Genomic DNA, 20,356 nt, shown 5'->3' on the forward strand with positions numbered 1-20,356 from the left:
TTCCGAATATGTTTATAATGATAATAAAATTATAAAAAAGCTAAATTATTCGTTGGTGCAAAATAATACTTCCGGGCCTCCTACTTACGAAACTCAGCTAAGCACAACTATTAATATTGAATATAATTCTATAAACCAGCCTATTAAAATTATTGAGCCCACAGATTATAATAATAACCAATATATTGAGTATCTTTCATATGATAATGAAGGAAGATTATCTGAAAAGAATAGAGTCTTAAATAATTATAATGACGGAAGCAGTTATACTAGAAATTTTAAATATAGCTATGATTCAAGCAATAAAATAATTCTTATTTCTGAAAAATCAACTACCAGCTGGGGAGATGTTTATGGTGAAAACACAAAAGCCCTTACTTATGACAGCAATGGAAATTTAAGAATAATTGAGCAAATAAGCACTGATCTTCCGACAGTTAAAATTGTAACAAAATATGATAATTACGATACTTACAAAAATCCGTATGCCAATGTAAATGTTCCTTTTGAAGATATTTTCTTTTTAAGATTATCCAAAAATAATTACAGAAAATATTCCAAAACAACTATTTATACAAATAACTCTCCTAATAATCCTCCACCTCCCTATGAAACAAATGAGATAAGTGGATATGAGTATAACGAAAACGGATATCCAAAATTTGCCGAATATAAATGTAACTAAATAGAAAGACTGCCTAAAATAGCAGTCTTTTTTATAATAAATCGATTACTCCGCGATAACCCTCACCATTCCCTTCACCATCACCAACTTTTCCATCAACTCTTCTCTGGATTCCGCCAAAACGTTGATATGTCCCATCTTTCGTCCGGGCTTGGTTTCTGTTTTTCCATATAGATGAATGTAGGTTTCAGGCAGTCGTAAAACCTCCTCCATTCCTTCGTACACGACTTTTCCGGAATAACCTTCTGCGCCTACAAGATTCAACATTCCACTGTAAATGATGGCATCCGTATCGGCTAAAGGTAAATTTTTAATCACACGATACATTTGCTCAAACTGTGAATTGGTATTTCCTTCCTGACTTTGATGTCCTGAATTGTGAAGTCTCGGTGCAGTTTCATTAACCCAGACCTTTCCTTCTTTATCCAAAAATAATTCAATCGCAAAAAGTCCCGGTGACTGAATCGCATTCAGGAATTTTTCTGTAATAGAATCAATTTGCTCTTCAATATCTTCTGACAATACAACCGGACAGATGTTGAAATCTAATAAATTTAATCTAGGATCTGCTACCATTTCCGTCACAGGAAAAGCTTTGGTTTCTCCATTTTCATTTCTTGCAACGATGACAGAAAGTTCTTTGTCAATATCCACAAGCTTTTCAATCACAGAATCTGCAATCCAGAAATTTTTCATGTCTTCCGCCGTACGGATTACCTGAACTCCCTTTCCGTCGTATCCTCCTGTATTCAATTTTTGTACGAAAGGCAATGGCATTTTAATTTCATCAGAACTTCCGTCCATTACTTCAAATTCCGGACTTGGAATATCATGAGCTTTATAAAATTGTTTCTGAAGAATTTTCTGTTGAATGGTTTTAATAATGTTGGAATTTGGAACCACTTTTATTCCCTGATTTTCAAGTTCGGCCAATGCATCTGCATTTACATGCTCGATTTCAATGGTAACCACATCTTTATCTTTACCGAAATTAAGAACCGTTTCATAATCATTGAAACTTCCTTGCGTAAAGTATGAAATATTATGGCATGGTGCATCAGAAGCCGGATCCAGTGTATAAAACTCATCGTCGTATTTCAACGCTTCCTGAATCAGCATTCTTCCGAGCTGTCCTCCTCCTAAAATTCCAATTTTCATTTTTAAATATATTTTATTTCTATTAGATTTAATTTTATAAACTTCATTATTGAATATGGTTTCAATAATAACTTACTGAACTTTATCAATTTTTAAATATCCCAGACTTACAAAATTTTCCTGATTTTCTGCATCTGATTTTACCAAAGAGATGGCATATTTCTTTTTCATATCGGAAGGTAAAATTTCCTTTACAGGAAAGATATCGTCGATATCTACTCCTAACTTTTCATCAATATGACTGGTAGCGCCTTTAAAACCCATTGTTTCGTAAAATTCGGTAGCTTTTGCTTTTTTTACGGCTTCTCCCATAGAATGGGCCACTACCAGATGCTGCTCATGAAATTCTTCAAAAAAACCTTTTTTATATCCTCCGAGATTGATGAAATACAGCTGCTCCTCTGAGGTTTCGCTACCTCTCTCGACGATTTTCACTTCATACCCATCTACAAATTTTACTTCCTGATAGCAGTCGATATGGATTTTTCCTTTTGCTTCTTTCCAAAACGCTTTCATATCTTCCACAAGATCTTTCAGGTTCTCTGCAATTCCGAAGAATACATCGTGCTGCTCAATATTTCTGCCGGGTGGTGTAGCTCCCAGAATGACATAAAATAATTTCATCTAAAATTTTGTTTATGCAAAAATACATCAAATTTATCTTTTTTAAACGTTTGGCAGACTAACGCAATAGTTTTATATTTGTAGCATGTCAGAAATCATTATTCTCTTTCTTGGAGCAATTTCGGCAGGACTTTTGGGTTCACTGACCGGTTTAGGAGGCGGAGTTATTATTATCCCTTTATTGACGCTGGGTTTCGGCGTTCCTATGCATTACGCCATCGGCGCATCATTAATTTCAGTGATCGGAACTTCTTCCGGTGCAGCAGTTGCTTTTGTGAAAGAAGGTTTTACCAATATGCGGATCGGGATGTTTCTTGAGATTGCCACAACGGCAGGAGCTATTGTGGGAGCTTTGGTTTCCGGAATGCTTAATCCAAACACGATCGGAATTATTTTCGCAAGTATTCTTCTTCTGACGGTTATTTTAAACTTAAAAGGAAAGCCCGATCATCAGGAGCCTGTCATTAAAGGAAGTCTTGAGGAAAAATTAAAGTTGTACGGAACCTTTCCCGATAAAGGTGTTTTAAAAAGCTATTCGGCTAGAAATACAGTTCCCGGATTTTTTATGATGATGTTTGCCGGTGCCATGTCCGGACTTCTGGGAATAGGATCCGGAGCATTGAAAGTTCTGGCGATGGACAATATGATGAAACTGCCTTTTAAAGTTTCAACAACAACGAGTAATTTTATGATTGGGGTTACAGCAGTTGCCAGTGCCTTGATTTATTTCCAGAGAGGCGAGATTGTTCCGGTGATTGTAGCTCCGGTTCTGATCGGAGTTGTAGTAGGAAGCTTCATCGGATCCAAAACACTTATGGTTTCCAAGACTAAAAAACTAAAAGTATTTTTTGCCATTGTAATCACTATCCTGTCGGTTTACATGATGTATAACGGGATCAATAAAAGCTTCAGATAATGAAAAAGAACTTCACGGATGTCGATCTGAACCGCTCTGTAGGAAATTTGCTGAGACTGGGAGTCATTCTTTCTGTAATAACCTCATTAATCGGTTTTATAAAACTCTTCACAGAAGGCTTTAAAATGCCTAAAAAGTACACTTCTCTCGATATGGGGAGTTCTTCTGAAAAAATTTGGGGGCAATTCTGGAGTTCACTTTGCAAAGGTGAAGGAATGGCCATCATTCAATTGGGAATTTTACTGTTGATATTTACGCCTTTAATGAGAATTATTTTTGCTCTCATTGGGTATTTAAAAGAAAAAGACTACGTTTATGTAGTCATTTCTTCAATTGTACTGGCTATTATGGCGGTAAGCTTTTTTACCGGTTACGCTCATTAATATTTTATTCGGCTGATTTTTTCTCAAGATAATCTTTTTCCAGTTCGTTCAGTTCATCCAGATATTCTTTTTTATTCATGAAAGCGTTTGGATTGTACGGATCTTTCGGCTTATGTTTTTCATGAAGGCCAAACTGACTTGCATGAGAAGCCACCCAAATATCAAAATCCAGCTTTTTCATTGCATTTAAGGTATATTCATAATCCTTGGCAATCGTAGGATAAGTTGTGACCTCAGAAAATTTCTTATCAATAATGATTGTTGGCATATTGGCAATTAAAACCTTATAATTTCTTTTATTATCCTTAGTCTCAAAAACATAGCTGCATGAGCCTTTTGTATGACCCGGATGGTGAAGCATCATCAGTTTTGTATTTCCAAGCGTTATCAAATCTTTATCTTTTAAAATAAAATCAGGATTTACAGGTTTAAATGTAACTCCGTATTTTCCCATCTCGTAATCCGATTTTCCTCCGCTTTTCAGAACATCAGCATCAGCTGCATCTACGTACAATTTTGCACCCGTTTCCTTTTTGATGTCTGCCATTGCACCCAGATGATCATAATGTGCCTGTGTCAGCAGCAATATCTTGGTATCTTTATAATTAAGCCCAAGCTTCTTAATATTGTTTTTAATGATGGGAAGTGAATTTGCCAGTCCTGTGTTGATTAGAATATTTCCTTTATCCGTTACAATAAGATACGAAGCGAGATCGTAAGTCCCCACATAATACAAATTTCCGGCAATTCTGAAAGGTTCGTAAGGCTGCGACCATTCTTTCGGGTGGTTTTTTGGCTCATTAACCGTTTGAGCATTTATTTGCCCTGTCAGAGCTATTGTCAACAGTATGATAAATTTTTTCATTATTAAAATTAAATTTATTTTAAATTATTTATATTTCGTAAAATTCCAATGGTAATTGATCAGGATCCTGAGTGAAGAAAAACTCTTTTCCTGTGAATTCATCTATCCTGATTTCTTCACAATTTAATCCTTTTTGAATGAGTTCTTTCCGTTTTTCATTAACATTTTCAACAGAAAAAGCTAAATGCCTTAAACCGCATGCCTCAGGTCGGGATGGTCTTTTCGGAGGATCAGGAAAAGAAAATAATTCGATGAGATAATGATCTCCGATGGCAAGATCCAGTTTGAAAGATTGCCTTTCTTCCCGATACACTTCGCGGATGATATGTAAACCTAAAACTTCAGTATAAAATTTTTTGGAAACTTCATATTCTGAACAAATGATAGCAATATGATGGATTTTCATTTTTAATGTTATTTGATTTCTTTGCAGTCATCTTTTCTTCTTGTATCGATTACATATTGAATTTTCCATTCTCCGTTCTGCCTTACCAGCTGAAAACTATTTGCTCCGCAATGTGAGAATTTTCCTTTGTAATAAAATGAATAAGGCGTAAAAACACTCGCAAGATTACCATCAATATGGATTCCTTCAATGGTGATTATTTCGTCCAGATCATCCAGCGCCATCTTTGAAACTGAAGCTATAAAATCTTTAAGATTTTCATTTTTAACTCCGTCTTTGGTAATGGTCTGCAAAATGGCATTTTCAACAAAAACCGACTTCAAAAGTTCCGCATCAGCATTCTTCATGGCGGCAAATAAATTTCTTACCGGCTTTTCTACATCCTGCTGATTCTGACCAAAGCAAAAATTTCCAAGAAGAAATATGACTGGAAAAATTTTATTCATAATAAATCTGTGCATTTGGAACAGTTTTAATTGTTATTAATATTTAGCTTTAAAGATAATTTGATTTGAGCAATAATAAAAAATAATTTAAATTTATATAATTATTTTAACATATGTGGACAGCTTATCTGATTCTGACTGTATTGTTGTTGATTCTAACCATACTGCCAAAAATTCAACATTCTCACTGGATATTCCGTGTTCCGGAATTCGGTAAAATACAGATCACATTTTTCATTCTTTTTACCATGCTGCTTGGTTTTATTGTTGCAGATAAATCGCAATATTTATGGTATTATCAGGGTTTGTTGCTTGTTATGTTGATTCATCACAGTGTGATTTTGGTAAAATATACTCCTTTATACCCTATTAAAAAATATACCCAAAAATATCAGTCTTCTGAAAAACTTCATTTCATTTCTGCCAATGTTTATCAGTTTAATAAAGAATATGAGCGCTTTATTCAATTGATAGAAAAACACTGTCCCGAAATGTTTCTTACCATGGAAAGCAACAGTGACTGGGAAAAAGCACTGAGAGTATTAGAAAAGGATTATCCCTATCAGCACAAAGTTACATTGGAAAATACCTACGGAATGCATTTCTACTCAAAAATCGAAATAGAAAATTCACAGACCCATTATTTTGTGGCAGATGATATTCCGAGTATCGAAGCTCATTTAAAAACAAAAGACGGATTTTCATTTGTCTTTTTTGGAGTTCATCCTCCGCCGCCAAGTCCCACTGAAGAGGAAACCTCAAAAGAAAGAGACGGTGATCTCCTAAGTACTGCAAAAAGAGTAGTAGAAATTAAAAAACCAGTAATTGTTGTTGGAGATTTTAATAACGTTGCCTGGTCGAAGTCTTCTATCCTGTTCAGGAAAACCAGTCATCTTATTGATCCGAGAATCGGCCGTTCATTCGTGTCTACTTTTCATGCAAAGTATCGTTTATTAAGATTTCCTATCGATCTGATGTTTCACAGTGAAGAAATTTTTATTGAAGATCTTAAAACCCTGGAAAACTTCGGCTCAGATCATCTTCCGGTATATTGCGAATTTTTTATCGACCATAAGCAGGAAGAAAAGCAGGAAGAACGAATTGATTACGCAACGCAGGAAGAAAAAGAAGAAGCCAGGGAAATGATCGAAGAAGGAAAAAAAGAAGATGGAGAGCGGGATGCAGTGGTTACGGAGAGTTAATTATGTTTACTATAAATAATATATACATAAGCTTTTGTCATTCCGTAGGAATCTAAGCAATGCATTATAAATTCTCAAATAAGTAGTTCCAAAAATCCAAATTTGGATTTATAGATCTTATCAGTTCCAATTTTTTACTTCTTGGAAAGTTTTTAATTTCTTTTTCTCTTTCTATTGCTTGGTGAATCCATCCAAATTTTTCATAATAAATTAAAAACTCAACATTATATTTTCCTGTAAAGCTATTCATATTAAACTTTGATGAATGCTGATATAGTCGACAATGAAGATTATTGGTTAGTCCAGTGTATAGTCTTTCTCTTGTTGGTAAGAATATACACATAATAAGTATATATTCCTTCTGAAAATTCTATCATTTGTGTAAATACTTTGATCTTTATAGGTTGCTTAGATTCCTACGGAATGACAAACTAATGCATATTTTTTTTTGTTTAATTTATCATTCTAGATTCTAAAAAATAGGTCATCTTATATCAATATTACCCGACAATTTGTCATTTAGGTTAAATCAAGAACATGAATATATAGTTGTAATATCTATATTCTATTATTGATATTCTTCTGGAATTTAAAACTTCATCACATCCTTCACAACGCCATTGTTCTGTGTGTGTTGCAATAGTTCTGTTTCAATAAAAGACTTGATTTTTTCTTCTGAACCGTCATTTGGAAACAGAACGTGAACATTTGCACCGGCATCCAGTGTAAAGAATAAAGATAAACCTGTTTCCTTCCTGAAATCCCAGATTTTATTGATTACCTCCAACGTTCCTGTTTTCATTAAGATAAATGCAGGATCGCTCATCATCATCATAGCATGAAGAGTTAATGCTTCATGTTCAACCAGTTTTATGAAACTTTGCATATCACCGGCTGCCAGAATTTCTTTCATCGGGCCGAAATTTTCCCTTGCTTCCTGAAACCTTCTGTCTGCATAAGGATTAGTATTCATCAAACCGTGGCCTACCGTAGATGAAACAGATTTCTGACCTTCATGAATCAGCAGAACCCAATCATTGAAATCTTTGAAAATCTCGTGAATTTCATCATTTGGATATTGAACAGCAAAAAGATCAGAACTTCCCCTTACCTGAGACTCTCCCCAAACCACCAATCCATTGTACAGACTTCTGCATGCGCTTCCGCTTCCCAATCTTGCCAGAAAAGAAGCTTTTCTCAATGATTCTTCTTCCGAAATTTTCCCTGAAAAAGTTTCATCCAGGCTCATCAGGCATTTGGCAATCGCTCCGAAACCTGAAGCCGAGCTTGCAATCCCTGAGCTGTGTGGAAACGTATTTTCGGTTTTAATCACATATTTCCCTTTCAGAATCCATGGAAGATACTGCTCGATATTTCTGAAATACTTTTCAATCTTTTCGGCAAATTTCACTTCTTCCTTTCCGGCTAAAAAAGTCTGAACGGAAAATGCTTCATCTGTCAAAAACTCTATAGTCGTATTGGTTTTACAATGATTTAAAGTAAAGCTGATACTCGGATTTGCCGGAATCTGATTCTCATATTTTCCCCAATATTTGATCAGAGCAATATTTGACGGACAGCTTTCCGAAACCGTCTGATTATGTATTGTAAATTCTTCTTTTCCTAAAAATTCCTGTACTGTCATAATGTTTTTATATCTATTACCTCAACCAAATTACTCCAAAATCCCAACTTCAACCTCAACCTTATTTAATACATTGCATCAATAAGATCGGCGTACTTTTTAAGAACTACATTTCTTTTCACTTTCAATGTAGGGGTGATTTCACCTGTATTAATCTCAAATTCTGCAGGCATCAACGTAAACTTCTTCACTTTTTCATATTCAGACAAATGTTCCTGCAACTCTTTAATTTTCTGTTTATAAAAATTATTTACTTTTTCGTTTTTTACAATTTCTTCCCAATTGGTAAACGGAATATTGTTCTTTTTAAGATAATCCTGCAAAAATTCAAAATTCGGAACAATAAGCGCCGAAGCAAACTGCCTTCCTTCCGCGATCAAAACAATCTGCTGGATAAAATTATTATTGGTCAAAAGATTTTCGACCTGTTGTGGAGCGATATATTTTCCGTTCGATGTCTTCATGAGATCCTTGAGACGATCGGTAATGGTAAGATTTCCATTTTCATCAATCTTTCCTGCATCACCGGTTTTAAACCATCCGTCATTCGTAAAAACTTTCCGGGTTTCTTCAGGATTATTGTAATAACCTTTCATGATTCCGTTTCCTTTAGCCTGAATTTCATCCTCAGCCCCGATTCTGATTTCTACTCCGGGAAGAGGTTTTCCGCTTGTGCCGTGTTCAAAATGGGTAAACGGAAAAAGAGTAAGCGTTGCAGTAGTTTCTGTTAATCCGTATCCTACCGTAACATGAATTCCCACCGACTCAAAAAAACGGGTGACTTCCGGAGATAAAGAAGCTCCGCCACAAGGCAGAAACCAAAGTCGGCCTCCCATTCTCTCTTTAATTTTACTGAAGACAAGTGCTTCAGCAATTTTTTCTTTTATTTTTAAACCGAGAGGTATTGATTTTTCATTTCGTCTTAATTCTGCTGTTTCCCAACCTGTTTCTACGGCCCAGTCGAATATTTTTTTCTTTAAAGATGACCCTTCTTCTGCCTTTTCCAAAACTCCGGCATATATTTTCTGAAAAAATCTCGGAACAGCACACATCATGGTAGGTTTCACTTCTACCAACGCATTGGCAATATTTTTAGGATCCTCAAGAAAATACACTCTTGCACCACCATACAGGCAAAGTAGGCTCCAGCTCCGTTCAAAAACATGGCTCAAAGGTAAAAATACCAGAGAAAGTTCTTCTTCAAAGTTTTTAAACTTAAAAAATTCAAAATGAGCATCGAAAGCTTTGATAAAATTTCCATGGGTAAGCATTACGCCTTTTGGAGTTCCGGTAGTTCCTGAGGTATAAATAAGCGTAGCAACATCATCAGATTCTTTCTTGCATATTTCTGCTTCCGGAGAAGCTTTTGCGATAAAATCTTCAAGATAAAAGCTGTTGAATTCTTTCTTGATCCAGACCGCTTTTTTAGAAACGATGATCGTTTCCAGACTACTTTCCTTTTTCTGTACTATTTCAAGGCAGGCATCATACTGGGCCTGATCTCCGACGAGAATTATTTTTGCTCCGGAATCACCAATGATATATTCTGCCTGTTCTGCATTATTGGTTGAATAAATAGGAACCGTAACCGCTCCGAGCGACATTGCCGCAAGATCAACAATCATCCACTCTGATGAGTTGTCGGAATAGATGGCCACTTTATCATCTTCCTTTATCCCTGCTTCCTTTAATGCGTTTGCTGTTTTACATACGATTTCCCCGAATTTCTTCCAGCTCAGCTCTTTCCATCCTTCATTTTTCTTTTTAAATCCAATGGCAGATTTTAAAGGATGCTTATCTATATTTTTTTGAATAATTGCCTCCGCAAGATTCATTTATTTGCCTTTTTATCGTTAATATAATTTTTAAGATGGAAGTCTATAGTTTCTTCCAATGGGATAAATGTATAATTCAATCTTTCCTTCACTTTTTTATTGGAGATGATTTCCATGTTGGAAATGGCTTCTACATTAGATTTTGTCACCATTCTTAATGCAGGAATAAGCCATCCCAAAAGCATATTGGCAACAACACCCATATTCAGCTGAAATTTTGAAAGTACTTTGGCTTCTTTTAATCCTAATGCTTTTCTCACCTTTTGGGCCATTTCAGCGTATCTTTTATTTTCAGAAATAATAATAAATCTTTCTCCGAAAATATTCTTATCCATTAATTCTATGGATATTTCAGCGACATCTCTCACGTCTGCATAGCTGGCACCTCCGGAAAAAGTGAAGCTGTTCTTTTCCATCGTCGGAAATATATCTCCACTACTGTTTCCCCAGTTTCCGCTTCCGATGATCATTCCGGGATTTATGATTACCGTTTTCAAGCCTTCTGCGGAAGCTCTCCACACTTCCATCTCGGCAAGATGTTTTGAGATGGCATACGCCGAATGCTCATCTTTGGAATTAAAGTCAGAATCTTCATCGAGTTCACCGTTTTCATTATGAATATCAAGAACCGCAATAGAACTTACATAGAGAAACTTTGTAACTCCGGAGCCTTCACAGGCATACAATAGATTTTGGGTACCTTTTACATTGGTGTGATCCATTTCTTTATCATCAGCGGGATTAAATCCTACCTTTGCTGCACAGTGATAGACCTCATCAACGCCTTTCAGCGCTTCCTGAATAGACTGAATATCATCGAAATCTACTTCCGTCCATTCAATTTTATCAAAAAAACTGTCCGGATTTTCCGTATAAAATGTATAAGAATGTCTTACTTCTTCCAGATTACTTGTCGGTCTTTTTGAAGCACGAACATTTTTTCCCCTTTTCAGAAGTTCCAAAACAATTACCCGGCCGAGAATTCCGGTAGCACCCGTTACAAAAACCATCCGTTATCTTTACTTGTTTGACTCATTTATGATGATATTATCCGTAACTGCAAATTTGCGATTTTTAAAGGAGAATTCTGTTTAATTCACGATAAATTATGATTCTGTTTAGACTTTTCTGTAACATCAGATGAAAAACCTTCATCGGGCAGAAGATATTCTTCAATAAACAAAATATCTTCATAACTGAACGAAAATTCTTCTTCACTAAAGAAAAAATCTTCTTAACTGAGCAGACACAATAAAAAAAACGGGACAAAGCCCGTTCTGATATATAAATTTCACTGTTTTAATGACTGTTTATGCATTTTGTACCAAAACTTCATTGCTTCTTCTCGGAGCTTTATCGCAAAGAAGATCGGCAATACTTTTCGAGATCAGGTTTCCTTCTGTAAGATTATCCAGCCAGAAAAATTCTCCGGCAGCGTTGATTTCGATAAAATAATATTCATCTTCAGGAGAAACAATAATATCAATGGCGCCATAATCTACGTGATATACATCGAGAAGTTCCAGCAGTTTTGTTTCAACACCGGAAGGAAGATCTGTAGGAACCCATTTATCAATAAGGTTCACTCCATCTTTTCTCCAGTCGATTTTTGCAGCATCCGACTGCTGAGAATCAATCTCGAACGCAAAAACATCGCGGCCTACAACCGTTACCCTGAGTTCTTTTTTCTTTTCAATTTTTTTCTGAAACTGCATCGGGCAATATAAAAGAGTATCCAGTTCTTCCAATTTATCTTCATTAACGACATTGGTGAACACTACACTTTCTACACCGTCTTCATAAATGGCAAAACCTGTCTGCATTTTGGCTACGACGTTCTGATGTTTCAGAATAAACTGTTTAGCTTCTTCAGGATTATTGGTCACACAGGTTTCAGGAATTTTAAGTCCTATTTTATCAGCAATTTTCAGCTGCTCTTCCTTGCTGTCCAACCTTCTGTAAACACTAGGTTTTCCAAGAGAATACACATCTACCGATTCCAGGAACCCGAAAAGCGTATTTCGGATCTCTCCCATCGCTGCGCCGTAGAATTTTTCATCCATTTCTTCTCTCACTCCACTGCCTATATTGTAAGCCCGTCTGTACCAAACCGCAGAAATATCATCCAGGCGATGTTTCTTTTCAGGAGTTTCGAGAATGGTCGTCCACTTTCCGTCCTGAAAAGTAGTGGATAATTTGTTTTTTAAAGGATATTGATCTACATCAAAGCGGATTACTTCACAATTGTTTTGATCGATATATTCTGTTACTTTTTCGATTGAAAAATTATCTCCTGTATGGGTAATTATTAAAATTTTATTCATTGGTTTTCATTCTTTTTATAAGATTATCGGCAATTCTCTGTGCAATCGGGAAGTTCAGGTCTTTCTGAAGCATTCCCCATTCTCCCTGCGGATTGACTTCCAGAAAATAATACTGTCCGTCTTTTCCTTTAATGATGTCTATGGCTCCCAGGTAGAGTCCCATTTCTTTCATCATTGCCGTGAGATTTTGTTTAATATTTTCGGGAAGATGATATTCTGACCAGAAATAATTTCCCTGGGCAATCCTCCAGTCAGCATTCTCGCTGTTGTTGATTTTACCGGTAAAAAATTCTTCATCCAGATAAACAATTCTCAGTTCATATTCTTTTTCAATATAAGGCTGAAAAATCATCGGGCAGTATTCGACATCTGCAATATTTTCAAGAGAATCTTCATTGATGATATTGGTTGAAAGAAGGTTTTCCCCACCCATTGACTTTGAGATCACGCCGTGAAGTTTTGCGACCATTTTCCCGTTACAGTATTCACGGAAGAAAGCAGTGATTTTATCAGCATCGTTCGAGAAGATGGTTTTCGGAACAGTTAATCCGTGCTTTTGAGCAATATTAAGCTGAAGCATTTTATTGCCGTCAATTTTGTTTTCATTTTCGAAAGGATTGATCCATGGAACATTTTCCAGGGCTGTCAATAAATTATATCGCAAAGTGGAATATTCTTTAAGGAAAATTTTTCTGAAAGCTTCATCAAGCTCTTGCGGAATATCAATCTGCCACGACTTTCGGTGCCATACCGCCATAATTTCCTTTGAATGCACGGTATTTCCGGACTCATCTGTCAGTTCAAAACCATTTTCGCTGATGCTGATCTTCTGATTGTTGTTTATTTTGTCGGAATTCAGTCTGAAATAAGGAATATTTTTGCTTTTGAGATATTCAAAAAAGATATCAATATTGTAAAAATCCCGGGAATGTGTAATGCAAAGAATCATTTGCCTGTTTTTTATTAAAAAAGGAAACTTAGAGTGTAAGTTTCCTTTAAATATAATTTGTTAATGTATTCTGTATCAACAATTCATTATACAGATGGAGAATCGTCATCTCCGTCTGAAGGATATTTCATTGTCTGAGCCATATCATAGATAGGCTTTGTTATAGTATCTGCAGTTTTTGACGTTGTAATGGGACCGTCCTGCGTTGCAATCGTAACATCACCTCCACCTTTAATTTTTTCAGGATCCTGAAGTTGTTTTTCAAGGAAAGATGCGAAGAAAGGTTTCTTTTTTGAATCTTTGTTTTTCATAATAATTTTAATTTAGAGTTTATGACTGTTAGTTATTTAAATTCTTAAACTGCAGTTGCGTCTTCGTCACCGTCTGAAGGATACTTCATGGTAACATTATCACTTCCCGGTTTTGTAACATTATCCAGAATAGCTGAAGTAACGCCGTCTTTTAGAGCATTTGTTATATTATCCACTAATACAGACGTAACTGCTCCTCCTTTAATTGTTTCCGGATCTTGAACTTGCTTCTCTAAAAATGAAGCGAAGAATGGCTTTTTTGATTTTTTACCTTCCATAGTATTAATATTAATGATTTAGAATGCTCTAAAGTATTAAAAAAATATCACCTAAAGAAGATAAAATTTATTTTTAAGAAAATTTTAACAAATCACAATCAATCTCGTAATTATATTAATTAATATTCAAAAATTTCTTAACAACATTAGCAAAATCGACAGGATTCTCTGCCTGCACCCAATGCCCGGCATTCTTTACAGTTACAAATTCTGCTTTTGGAAACTGCTGTCTGATCGCGAAATGATCCTGAGGAAGAATATAATTTGATTTTTCACCGGCAATAAATAGAGCCTTGCCATCAAAAACCCCGAATTTTATGGCATTGGAGACAAATTCATTATACTTTTCAGATAACGTTTTAAGGTTGAATCTCCAGTTCAGCTTTTTATCGTCGTCCCAATACAGGTTTTTGGTCAGAAACTGAATTGTAGATCTCTCGGGAATGTATTGACTGAGTATTGCCTCCACTTCATTTCTCGAAGAAACCGTATTGAAATCCACCGATTCCAACGCTTTGATGATTCCCTGATGATGCGGCGGATATGCTTTAGGAGAAATATCAACCACAATAAGACTTTCCACCTTCTCCGGATATTTTATCGCAAATTGCATAACAGCTTTTCCGCCAAGCGAATGCCCCAGAATATGAGCTTTTGAAATCCCATAATGATCCATGTACCGAAGAATATCATCTGCCAGATCATCATGAGACATCCCTTCGGAGTGGAAACTCCTTCCATGATTCCGGAGATCAATAAGATGTACAGGAAGATGCTCACCCATATCTTTACCGAAAGTGCCCCAATTATCGAGCATTCCGAATAACCCGTGAAATACCAAAAGCGGTGTCGACGAAAGATTTTCGCCAAATATTTTTGAATTTAAAATTTCCATATTTTTTTGTTTTTCAGGATGGAAGCTTATGATGGAAGATGGAAGTTTCAACACTGCTTACCAGACCTCCAACACTTGACTTCCAGCCATTATTTTACCATTTCGCAAGCCTTTTTAAATAAGCCTGAACCGTATTTTCCAATCCCATATACAGCGCTTCAGAAATCAAAGCGTGACCGATGGAAACCTCCAGGAGATTCGGAATATTATCGGCAAAATACTTTAAATTATCTAAGCTTAAATCGTGGCCAGCATTGATTCCCAAGCCAAAATCCCCCGCCACGACTGCTGTATCGTAATAGGGCTTTATTGCAGATTCTTTATTTACCGTGTAGTTTTTTGCATAAGCTTCTGTGTACAATTCTATTCTGTCGGCACCCGTTTTTGCAGCATATTCTACCAGCTCAGGCTGAGGGTCAAGAAAAATTGAAGTACGGATTCCTGCATTTTTAAATTCGGCGATGATTTCCGTAAGAAAATCGAGATGCTTTTTAGTATCCCAGCCAGCATTGGAAGTAATAGCGTCATCAGCATCAGGTACAAGAGTCACCTGCTCAGGTTTTACATCCAGAACCATATCAATAAACGCTCTGTGCGGATTGCCTTCGATATTAAATTCTGTGGTTACAAGCGGTTTAAGATCATAAACATCTTTTCTGGTAATATGTCTTTCATCCGGTCTCGGATGAATGGTAATTCCCTGTCCGCCAAATTCCTGAATTTTAACCGCAGCTTCCGTTACACTGGGCGTATTGCCTCCTCTTGCGTTTCTTATGGTTGCAATCTTATTAATGTTTACACTAAGTTTTGTCATTTTTACTGATAAGTTTTTGAAATATGGTTCAGACGAATAACGTATCATTCAGAAATTCAGCAAGTACATGGAATATGCTCAGAAAATAATACCGCCAGACCTATTCGATCATTATACAGCTACAAAGCTATTGATAAAATCCAAATTGCAGAAACGAAAAGTATATTTTTTAGTTACGGCTTTGCCAGTAATTTACATTAAACTTTCACCTGCATTACTTCAAGATCAAATTCTTTTGAAGCCACCAGCAAATGATCGAAAATATCCGATTGGATTTCCTCAAAGCGAATCCATTCGGTATCATTGGTAAAGGAATAAATTTCCAGCGGAAGACCTTGCGGAGTAATATTCAGCTGACGTACCATGACAGGACCTTCCCGGTCAAGCTCAGGAATTTTCTCTATATATTTTTGAGCATAATATCTGAAGACACCAATATTCGTAAGCTGTCTGCCATTAATAATTTCTTCCTTATGCGCCATATTTTCCTTCTCTTTTTTCAATTCAATGGATCTTTTATTCAAATAATCTGAAATAAGGTTAATATTTTTCAGACGTTCAATATCTTCTTCGGAAAGAAATTTAAATGAATTGATATTAAAGTAAATTGACTTTTTAATTCTTCTTGCATTCGTTTCAGAAATCACCTGAAGGTTTTTAATTTCTGTCGTGAGAAGATCATAAGTCGGAATTGTGGAAAAGGTCCTGTCAAAATTATTGATTTTCGTAGTCAGAAGGTTGATCTCTGCGATATTTCCCTCCAGATTATATTTCGGAATACTTACCCAGTCACCCACTTTAAGATTTTTTGAAGTTGCCACATGAAGTCCTGTCACAAATCCTAAAATTGTATCCCTGAAAACCAGCACCAGAACAGCAGTTATTGCTCCTAAACTTCCAACAATCGTCGTCCCTTTAATCCCGAAAATCACACAGATTCCGACTACCGAAAAGAGGAAAACCCCTAAAATTTTCATCGTTTCGGAAATGGCATTCAACGCCATAATTTTGTAGAAATCCTGTTTAATCACAAAATAATTCCTGAAAGCTGTTAATCCCCTGTACAGCATTCCTGCAAAGATCATGACCAATCCCAAATTCACACATCTGATAATAAATATCGTCGTATTTTTTAAAGCACCATAAAATATAGATTCATGAATTCCACCGATAATCAGAAGAGCAAAAAGATGAGCAATTGAATTGGTGATTTTCGATTCGTAAATAGAATTGACAATAGGATACCTTTCTTTATTGTGAAAAATTCTGAAAACACTGTTTATAATGATTTTAAAAATAAAATCAAAAATGAAAAAAACAGCCAACAGCAAAAGAATTTTCACAATGATATGGAATACGAACTCAAGACCGTCGGGAGCTATTCGGTTGATGTATTGGTAAAGCGGCTCACTCAGCCCCTGTATGAAATCTTTTGTTTCTTCTAATTGGTCGTTCATTAGAGCAAATTTAGGGAAAAATAAAAATGATTTTATACAATTTTCTGCATCAAATTTCATCCCAAAACAAATTTTCTGTTAAATATCAATGAAAACTTATTTGTGAATCACAATCATAACATATCACTAAACCCCGATTAATAATGAAAAATTCATTTGTAATAAACAATATCAGTAAATTATTTTTAAAAAAAAAGGAATTTTATAGATTAATATTTAATTATTTTTTAAATTTGATAAAAACTAAACAAATCAAAATCAATAACATATGAGAAAACACTACTTTTTTATTTTACTGTGTATATTCACACTATTAACCAATTGTTCGGGAAGCGAAGATCCCGTAATAGCATCGGATGTTGCCGCCACCGCAAAGACCAGCAAACTCACCGGGAAGGTAATGTCACAAAACGGAACAAAGCCGATTGGAGGAGCTTCGGTTTTCACTTTTGATGATAAGTATAAAATCTATTATACCACTTCGGATGCGGAAGGTAATTTCATGTTGGAAGCACCGGCCGGAAATCGCAAAATCTATATCCAGACGGGTAACGGCAGCAATTTCCGGACTGAAATTTCCGCAATGGTAAAAGATAATGAAACCTTAACTCTTGATGCGAGTCAGACCAAGCTCAATCAGGTAGCAAAAATTGCTTACGTAAAAGGAACGTATGACAAAATAGAAGATATTATTCAGATTTTAGGATATACGGCTACAGAAATCACCAATAACGACCTTGCCAACCTTACAACGATTGCGCAGTATGACATCATATTCCTTAACTGCGGTTCCAGGAATAACTATTCCACAAATCCGGGACTTTATTCTGCAATTGATGCTAATTTGGCCATCTTCGTTGCTAATGGGGGAAGTATCTATGCTTCAGATTGGGATGTCGCCTATTTAGTGGGCGGAACAACCAATACCAATAACTGTTCGCTCGCAGGAGGGTTTGTTCCTGATTCAAAATTATGCTCCAAAAATATCGGAAACTCAGGCACATTAGGTGCTACAGTAACCAATACAGGTCTTACAACAGCCTTAGGATTCAATACGCTCAACATCGATTACGATCTTGGGGCATGGCAAAAAATAATCAATTATGATCCCACCTACTGGGAAGTTTTGGTAAAGGAAACCTCATCAAATGACGCCCTGATGATCAGAACCAATCATTTCACGGCAACAGGTATTCCGACTACCCCGATAGGAAATGCTCCGAATACAACCTTTGTTACAGTTTGCATTACCCTTCCGGGAAATATCCAGATCAGTCTTTCAGTTCCTCAGGCCCTGGTTCCTTACCTGGTTGCATTAGGAGCAACAGTAGGACCTTGCTCGGGATCTTCAAACAGCGGTTATATTTATTACACCACTTTCCATAATCATGCTTCAGGAAATATTGGGAACGCGGGCGTAATTCTTCAATATGTAATTTTAAACCTTTAATAAAAACTTCAACTTAAACATGGAAGTGGCTTTTATGAAGCCACTTTTTTTTATATCTTTTCATTAAATTAAAAAAAATGGACAAAACCTTAATTGATATTCTCTGTCTCATCCTTTTATTTTTAGGAATTTTAGGAACATTTCTTCCCGTTTTACCGGGATTACTCTTAAGCATATGCGGACTTTTGATCTACAAATTCGGTACTGATGCAGATTTACCGATGATCTATGTATGGGCATTCATTATCCTTACTATAGCTTCAGTCGTGTTAAATTATGTAATACCCGCAAAAACGAATCAGAAATACGGAGGCACGCGCTGGGGAAGTATTGGTTCTGTAATCGGTACCATTATTGGACTTTTTTTACCCATTCCCTTAGGCTTTTTAGTGGGAATGTTTGCCGGTGTTTTCATAGGAGAGCTTCTCCATGACAGCAAAGACTTCAATAAAGCCCTGAAATCTACCAAAGGTGCTTTCATAGGTTTTATTTACGGAACAGGATTTAGCTTTGTAGTTGGTGTGGCAATGTTTTTGGTGGTAGTATTGAATATGCTTGCTATCATTTAAAAAAATAAGACAAATGTTGTACAAAACAATTATACTCAGCGTAGGGCTATTATCATTAATCAACTGTAAAACACAGAAAGAAGCAAAAGTTTCAATAGGAAATCGGGTGGAAAATTCAGGAAATCCAGCGAAAAATACAAAAGAAGGCTCCATCATTTATTTTAATGAAGGAGAGAACAGATTTCTGGACAAATACCAGATGAATGTCACATTCAAACGTATTTCTGAAGACAGCAGATGCCCGAAAGGGGTAAACTGCATCTGGGCGGGTGTTGCCGTTGCAGAAATAGAAGTAATGGGAACCGCAACAAGACCCATGACTTTGTCACTTGCAAGTGTGGATAATAAAGGAAGAAATTATCATCAATCTGCAGATTTCAACGGATACAGAATTACTTTAGCGGAAGTTAATCCATATCCGGAGTCAGCACAAGGAACTAATGCACTGAATGGGAAATACCGAATTGGTATTATAATTCAAAAGTCTGATGAAGATTCTACCACGAAATAGGCTTTTTGCCTTTTGAGGTAAGATATTCATTAATTTTCGAAAAAGGTTTGCTTCCGAAAAAACCTCTATGAACAGAAAAAGGTGACGGATGCGCAGACTTTAAAATAAAATGTTTAGCCGGATCAATGAGTTCGGCTTTTTTTTGTGCAAAAGCGCCCCATAATACAAATACGACATTTTCTTTTTTGTCAGAAATTTCTTTAATAATAAAATCCGTGAACTTTTCCCATCCTAAATCTTTATGAGAGTTTGGAGAATGCGCGCGTACCGTTAAAGTAGCATTTAATAATAAAACACCCTGCTTTCCCCAATCATCCAATTCTTTTGATTTTCTTTCGACACCAAGATCGTCTTTCAGTTCGATAAAAATATTCTTCAGTGAAGGTGGTGCAACAACCTGTTCGGAAACAGAAAAACACAAACCATTCGCCTGAAAATCATTATGATAAGGATCCTGACCGATAATTACAACCTCAACATCATCAAAAGGAGTGATCTCCAACGCTCTGAAAATCTGACTTTTTGGAGGAAAAACTTTTGTAGTGGCATATTCCTGCTTTACTTTTTCCCAAAGCGTGGTAAAGTATTCGGTGTTTTTTATAGGGGCTAATATTTCTGTCCAGGTCATATTCT

Annotated in this window: 23 protein-coding genes and 1 pseudogene; 7 read left to right on the forward strand and 17 right to left on the reverse strand. The window is 36.0% G+C overall.

The features are described from left to right. The first annotated feature begins 55 nt into the window (after nucleotides 1–55). Nucleotides 56–685, forward strand: a complete 630-nt coding sequence (locus ACWNCI_RS09540) for a hypothetical protein (protein WP_449388114.1) — start codon at nucleotides 56–58, stop codon at nucleotides 683–685. A gap of 45 nt (nucleotides 686–730) precedes the next feature. Here the strand turns inward: ACWNCI_RS09540 and ACWNCI_RS09545 are convergent, their stop codons facing one another. Continuing rightward, complete coding sequence (locus ACWNCI_RS09545; protein ID WP_449388115.1) at nucleotides 731–1,843, reverse strand: 5-(carboxyamino)imidazole ribonucleotide synthase; 1,113 nt, start codon at nucleotides 1,841–1,843, stop codon at nucleotides 731–733. A gap of 72 nt (nucleotides 1,844–1,915) precedes the next feature. Beyond that, nucleotides 1,916–2,467 (reverse strand): DUF1543 domain-containing protein, encoded by a 552-nt coding sequence (locus ACWNCI_RS09550; RefSeq protein ID WP_346984538.1) that lies wholly within the window; start codon nucleotides 2,465–2,467, stop codon nucleotides 1,916–1,918. A gap of 85 nt (nucleotides 2,468–2,552) precedes the next feature. Here ACWNCI_RS09550 and ACWNCI_RS09555 point away from each other — a divergent pair, with 85 nt between their 5' ends. Together ACWNCI_RS09555 and ACWNCI_RS09560 are read left to right on the forward strand one after the other, a co-directional pair. Beyond that, on the forward strand, nucleotides 2,553–3,383 hold the full coding sequence (locus ACWNCI_RS09555; protein WP_346984537.1) for a sulfite exporter TauE/SafE family protein: 831 nt from the start codon (nucleotides 2,553–2,555) through the stop codon (nucleotides 3,381–3,383). Then, nucleotides 3,383–3,766 (forward strand): DUF1634 domain-containing protein, encoded by a 384-nt coding sequence (locus ACWNCI_RS09560; RefSeq protein ID WP_449388116.1) that lies wholly within the window; start codon nucleotides 3,383–3,385, stop codon nucleotides 3,764–3,766. Before ACWNCI_RS09555 ends, ACWNCI_RS09560 begins: the two co-directional genes overlap by 1 nt. A gap of 4 nt (nucleotides 3,767–3,770) precedes the next feature. On the opposite strand, the gene bla is transcribed toward ACWNCI_RS09560, so the two are convergent. The 3 genes from bla to ACWNCI_RS09575 are packed head-to-tail and all read right to left on the reverse strand — an operon-like array spanning nucleotide 3,771 to nucleotide 5,498. After that, nucleotides 3,771–4,631, reverse strand: a complete 861-nt coding sequence (gene bla / locus ACWNCI_RS09565) for a subclass B3 metallo-beta-lactamase (protein WP_449388117.1) — start codon at nucleotides 4,629–4,631, stop codon at nucleotides 3,771–3,773. A gap of 28 nt (nucleotides 4,632–4,659) precedes the next feature. Continuing rightward, nucleotides 4,660–5,037: an SMU1112c/YaeR family gloxylase I-like metalloprotein gene (gene gloA2 / locus ACWNCI_RS09570; RefSeq protein WP_346984533.1), complete on the reverse strand. Its 378-nt coding sequence runs from the start codon at nucleotides 5,035–5,037 to the stop codon at nucleotides 4,660–4,662. Between the two features lie 8 nt (nucleotides 5,038–5,045). Further along, complete coding sequence (locus ACWNCI_RS09575; protein ID WP_449388118.1) at nucleotides 5,046–5,498, reverse strand: nuclear transport factor 2 family protein; 453 nt, start codon at nucleotides 5,496–5,498, stop codon at nucleotides 5,046–5,048. Nucleotides 5,499–5,596: 98 nt separating this feature from the next. Between ACWNCI_RS09575 and ACWNCI_RS09580 the strand changes: the two genes are divergently transcribed. Next, a complete protein-coding gene (locus ACWNCI_RS09580; protein ID WP_449388119.1) occupies nucleotides 5,597–6,685 on the forward strand; it encodes an endonuclease/exonuclease/phosphatase family protein in 1,089 nt (362 codons plus the stop codon). 64 nt (nucleotides 6,686–6,749) lie between these two features. Here ACWNCI_RS09580 and ACWNCI_RS09585 read toward each other — a convergent pair. The 11 genes and pseudogenes from ACWNCI_RS09585 to ACWNCI_RS09635 all read right to left on the reverse strand — a co-directional run bounded on the left by ACWNCI_RS09585 (nucleotide 6,750) and on the right by ACWNCI_RS09635 (nucleotide 17,193). Continuing rightward, nucleotides 6,750–7,062 (reverse strand): annotated as a pseudogene (locus ACWNCI_RS09585) (GIY-YIG nuclease family protein). Between the two features lie 212 nt (nucleotides 7,063–7,274). Then, nucleotides 7,275–8,330 carry a diphosphomevalonate/mevalonate 3,5-bisphosphate decarboxylase family protein gene (locus ACWNCI_RS09590; RefSeq protein WP_449388120.1) on the reverse strand — a complete coding sequence of 352 codons (1,056 nt, stop codon included), beginning with the start codon at nucleotides 8,328–8,330 and terminating at the stop codon, nucleotides 7,275–7,277. A gap of 65 nt (nucleotides 8,331–8,395) precedes the next feature. Beyond that, complete coding sequence (locus ACWNCI_RS09595; protein WP_449388121.1) at nucleotides 8,396–10,165, reverse strand: AMP-dependent synthetase/ligase; 1,770 nt, start codon at nucleotides 10,163–10,165, stop codon at nucleotides 8,396–8,398. Then, nucleotides 10,162–11,175: an NAD-dependent epimerase/dehydratase family protein gene (locus tag ACWNCI_RS09600; protein ID WP_449388122.1), complete on the reverse strand. Its 1,014-nt coding sequence runs from the start codon at nucleotides 11,173–11,175 to the stop codon at nucleotides 10,162–10,164. The genes ACWNCI_RS09595 and ACWNCI_RS09600 overlap by 4 nt, the downstream gene beginning before the upstream one ends. A 300-nt stretch (nucleotides 11,176–11,475) precedes the next feature. After that, entirely contained in the window at nucleotides 11,476–12,489 is a 1,014-nt protein-coding gene (locus ACWNCI_RS09605) for an MvdD family ATP-grasp ribosomal peptide maturase (RefSeq protein ID WP_449388123.1), read from the reverse strand. Beyond that, nucleotides 12,482–13,438: an MvdC/MvdD family ATP grasp protein gene (locus ACWNCI_RS09610; RefSeq protein WP_449388124.1), complete on the reverse strand. Its 957-nt coding sequence runs from the start codon at nucleotides 13,436–13,438 to the stop codon at nucleotides 12,482–12,484. The genes ACWNCI_RS09605 and ACWNCI_RS09610 overlap by 8 nt, the downstream gene beginning before the upstream one ends. An 86-nt stretch (nucleotides 13,439–13,524) precedes the next feature. Beyond that, nucleotides 13,525–13,749, reverse strand: coding sequence for a microviridin/marinostatin family tricyclic proteinase inhibitor (locus ACWNCI_RS09615; protein ID WP_346984526.1), 225 nt, complete (start codon nucleotides 13,747–13,749; stop codon nucleotides 13,525–13,527). 44 nt (nucleotides 13,750–13,793) lie between these two features. Continuing rightward, the gene (locus tag ACWNCI_RS09620; RefSeq protein WP_346984525.1) at nucleotides 13,794–14,027 is read right to left on the reverse strand and encodes a microviridin/marinostatin family tricyclic proteinase inhibitor; all 234 of its coding nucleotides are present in this window, start codon (nucleotides 14,025–14,027) and stop codon (nucleotides 13,794–13,796) included. Nucleotides 14,028–14,142: 115 nt separating this feature from the next. Further along, nucleotides 14,143–14,922 carry an alpha/beta fold hydrolase gene (locus tag ACWNCI_RS09625; protein ID WP_449388125.1) on the reverse strand — a complete coding sequence of 260 codons (780 nt, stop codon included), beginning with the start codon at nucleotides 14,920–14,922 and terminating at the stop codon, nucleotides 14,143–14,145. Nucleotides 14,923–15,016: 94 nt separating this feature from the next. Further along, entirely contained in the window at nucleotides 15,017–15,736 is a 720-nt protein-coding gene (locus ACWNCI_RS09630) for a pyridoxine 5'-phosphate synthase (RefSeq protein ID WP_449388126.1), read from the reverse strand. 197 nt (nucleotides 15,737–15,933) lie between these two features. Beyond that, entirely contained in the window at nucleotides 15,934–17,193 is a 1,260-nt protein-coding gene (locus ACWNCI_RS09635; RefSeq protein ID WP_449388127.1) for a mechanosensitive ion channel family protein, read from the reverse strand. A gap of 268 nt (nucleotides 17,194–17,461) precedes the next feature. Between ACWNCI_RS09635 and ACWNCI_RS09640 the strand changes: the two genes are divergently transcribed. The 3 genes from ACWNCI_RS09640 (at nucleotide 17,462) to ACWNCI_RS09650 (ending at nucleotide 19,723) form a co-directional block, all read left to right on the forward strand. Next, a complete protein-coding gene (locus tag ACWNCI_RS09640) occupies nucleotides 17,462–18,643 on the forward strand; it encodes a hypothetical protein (RefSeq protein ID WP_449388128.1) in 1,182 nt (393 codons plus the stop codon). Nucleotides 18,644–18,720: 77 nt separating this feature from the next. Next, a complete protein-coding gene (locus ACWNCI_RS09645) occupies nucleotides 18,721–19,212 on the forward strand; it encodes a DUF456 domain-containing protein (RefSeq protein WP_449388129.1) in 492 nt (163 codons plus the stop codon). 13 nt (nucleotides 19,213–19,225) lie between these two features. Next, complete coding sequence (locus ACWNCI_RS09650; protein ID WP_449388130.1) at nucleotides 19,226–19,723, forward strand: hypothetical protein; 498 nt, start codon at nucleotides 19,226–19,228, stop codon at nucleotides 19,721–19,723. Here the strand turns inward: ACWNCI_RS09650 and ACWNCI_RS09655 are convergent. Beyond that, nucleotides 19,710–20,351 carry a uracil-DNA glycosylase gene (locus ACWNCI_RS09655; RefSeq protein ID WP_449388131.1) on the reverse strand — a complete coding sequence of 214 codons (642 nt, stop codon included), beginning with the start codon at nucleotides 20,349–20,351 and terminating at the stop codon, nucleotides 19,710–19,712. The two genes, ACWNCI_RS09650 and ACWNCI_RS09655, sit on opposite strands and share 14 nt — an antisense overlap. Nucleotides 20,352–20,356 lie beyond the last annotated feature (5 nt).

The sequence above is a fragment of the Chryseobacterium lineare genome (genome assembly GCF_977014045.1).

Bases quoted from the DNA above. Each gene is read 5' to 3' on its own strand.
- ACWNCI_RS09655 (WP_449388131.1), bottom strand. From the start codon at position 20,351: ATGACCTGGACAGAAATATTAGCCCCTATAAAAAACACCGAATACTTT.
- ACWNCI_RS09550 (WP_346984538.1), bottom strand. From the start codon at position 2,467: ATGAAATTATTTTATGTCATTCTGGGAGCTACACCACCCGGCAGAAAT.
- ACWNCI_RS09580 (WP_449388119.1), top strand. From the start codon at position 5,597: ATGTGGACAGCTTATCTGATTCTGACTGTATTGTTGTTGATTCTAACC.
- ACWNCI_RS09635 (WP_449388127.1), bottom strand. From the start codon at position 17,193: ATGAACGACCAATTAGAAGAAACAAAAGATTTCATACAGGGGCTGAGT.
- ACWNCI_RS09620 (WP_346984525.1), bottom strand. From the start codon at position 14,027: ATGGAAGGTAAAAAATCAAAAAAGCCATTCTTCGCTTCATTTTTAGAG.
- ACWNCI_RS09545 (WP_449388115.1), bottom strand. From the start codon at position 1,843: ATGAAAATTGGAATTTTAGGAGGAGGACAGCTCGGAAGAATGCTGATT.
- ACWNCI_RS09630 (WP_449388126.1), bottom strand. From the start codon at position 15,736: ATGACAAAACTTAGTGTAAACATTAATAAGATTGCAACCATAAGAAAC.
- ACWNCI_RS09575 (WP_449388118.1), bottom strand. From the start codon at position 5,498: ATGCACAGATTTATTATGAATAAAATTTTTCCAGTCATATTTCTTCTT.
- ACWNCI_RS09605 (WP_449388123.1), bottom strand. From the start codon at position 12,489: ATGAATAAAATTTTAATAATTACCCATACAGGAGATAATTTTTCAATC.
- ACWNCI_RS09595 (WP_449388121.1), bottom strand. From the start codon at position 10,165: ATGAATCTTGCGGAGGCAATTATTCAAAAAAATATAGATAAGCATCCT.
- ACWNCI_RS09645 (WP_449388129.1), top strand. From the start codon at position 18,721: ATGGACAAAACCTTAATTGATATTCTCTGTCTCATCCTTTTATTTTTA.
- ACWNCI_RS09590 (WP_449388120.1), bottom strand. From the start codon at position 8,330: ATGACAGTACAGGAATTTTTAGGAAAAGAAGAATTTACAATACATAAT.
- ACWNCI_RS09560 (WP_449388116.1), top strand. From the start codon at position 3,383: ATGAAAAAGAACTTCACGGATGTCGATCTGAACCGCTCTGTAGGAAAT.
- bla (WP_449388117.1), bottom strand. From the start codon at position 4,631: ATGAAAAAATTTATCATACTGTTGACAATAGCTCTGACAGGGCAAATA.
- ACWNCI_RS09615 (WP_346984526.1), bottom strand. From the start codon at position 13,749: ATGAAAAACAAAGATTCAAAAAAGAAACCTTTCTTCGCATCTTTCCTT.
- gloA2 (WP_346984533.1), bottom strand. From the start codon at position 5,037: ATGAAAATCCATCATATTGCTATCATTTGTTCAGAATATGAAGTTTCC.
- ACWNCI_RS09600 (WP_449388122.1), bottom strand. From the start codon at position 11,175: ATGGTTTTTGTAACGGGTGCTACCGGAATTCTCGGCCGGGTAATTGTT.
- ACWNCI_RS09625 (WP_449388125.1), bottom strand. From the start codon at position 14,922: ATGGAAATTTTAAATTCAAAAATATTTGGCGAAAATCTTTCGTCGACA.
- ACWNCI_RS09610 (WP_449388124.1), bottom strand. From the start codon at position 13,438: ATGATTCTTTGCATTACACATTCCCGGGATTTTTACAATATTGATATC.
- ACWNCI_RS09650 (WP_449388130.1), top strand. From the start codon at position 19,226: ATGTTGTACAAAACAATTATACTCAGCGTAGGGCTATTATCATTAATC.
- ACWNCI_RS09640 (WP_449388128.1), top strand. From the start codon at position 17,462: ATGAGAAAACACTACTTTTTTATTTTACTGTGTATATTCACACTATTA.
- ACWNCI_RS09555 (WP_346984537.1), top strand. From the start codon at position 2,553: ATGTCAGAAATCATTATTCTCTTTCTTGGAGCAATTTCGGCAGGACTT.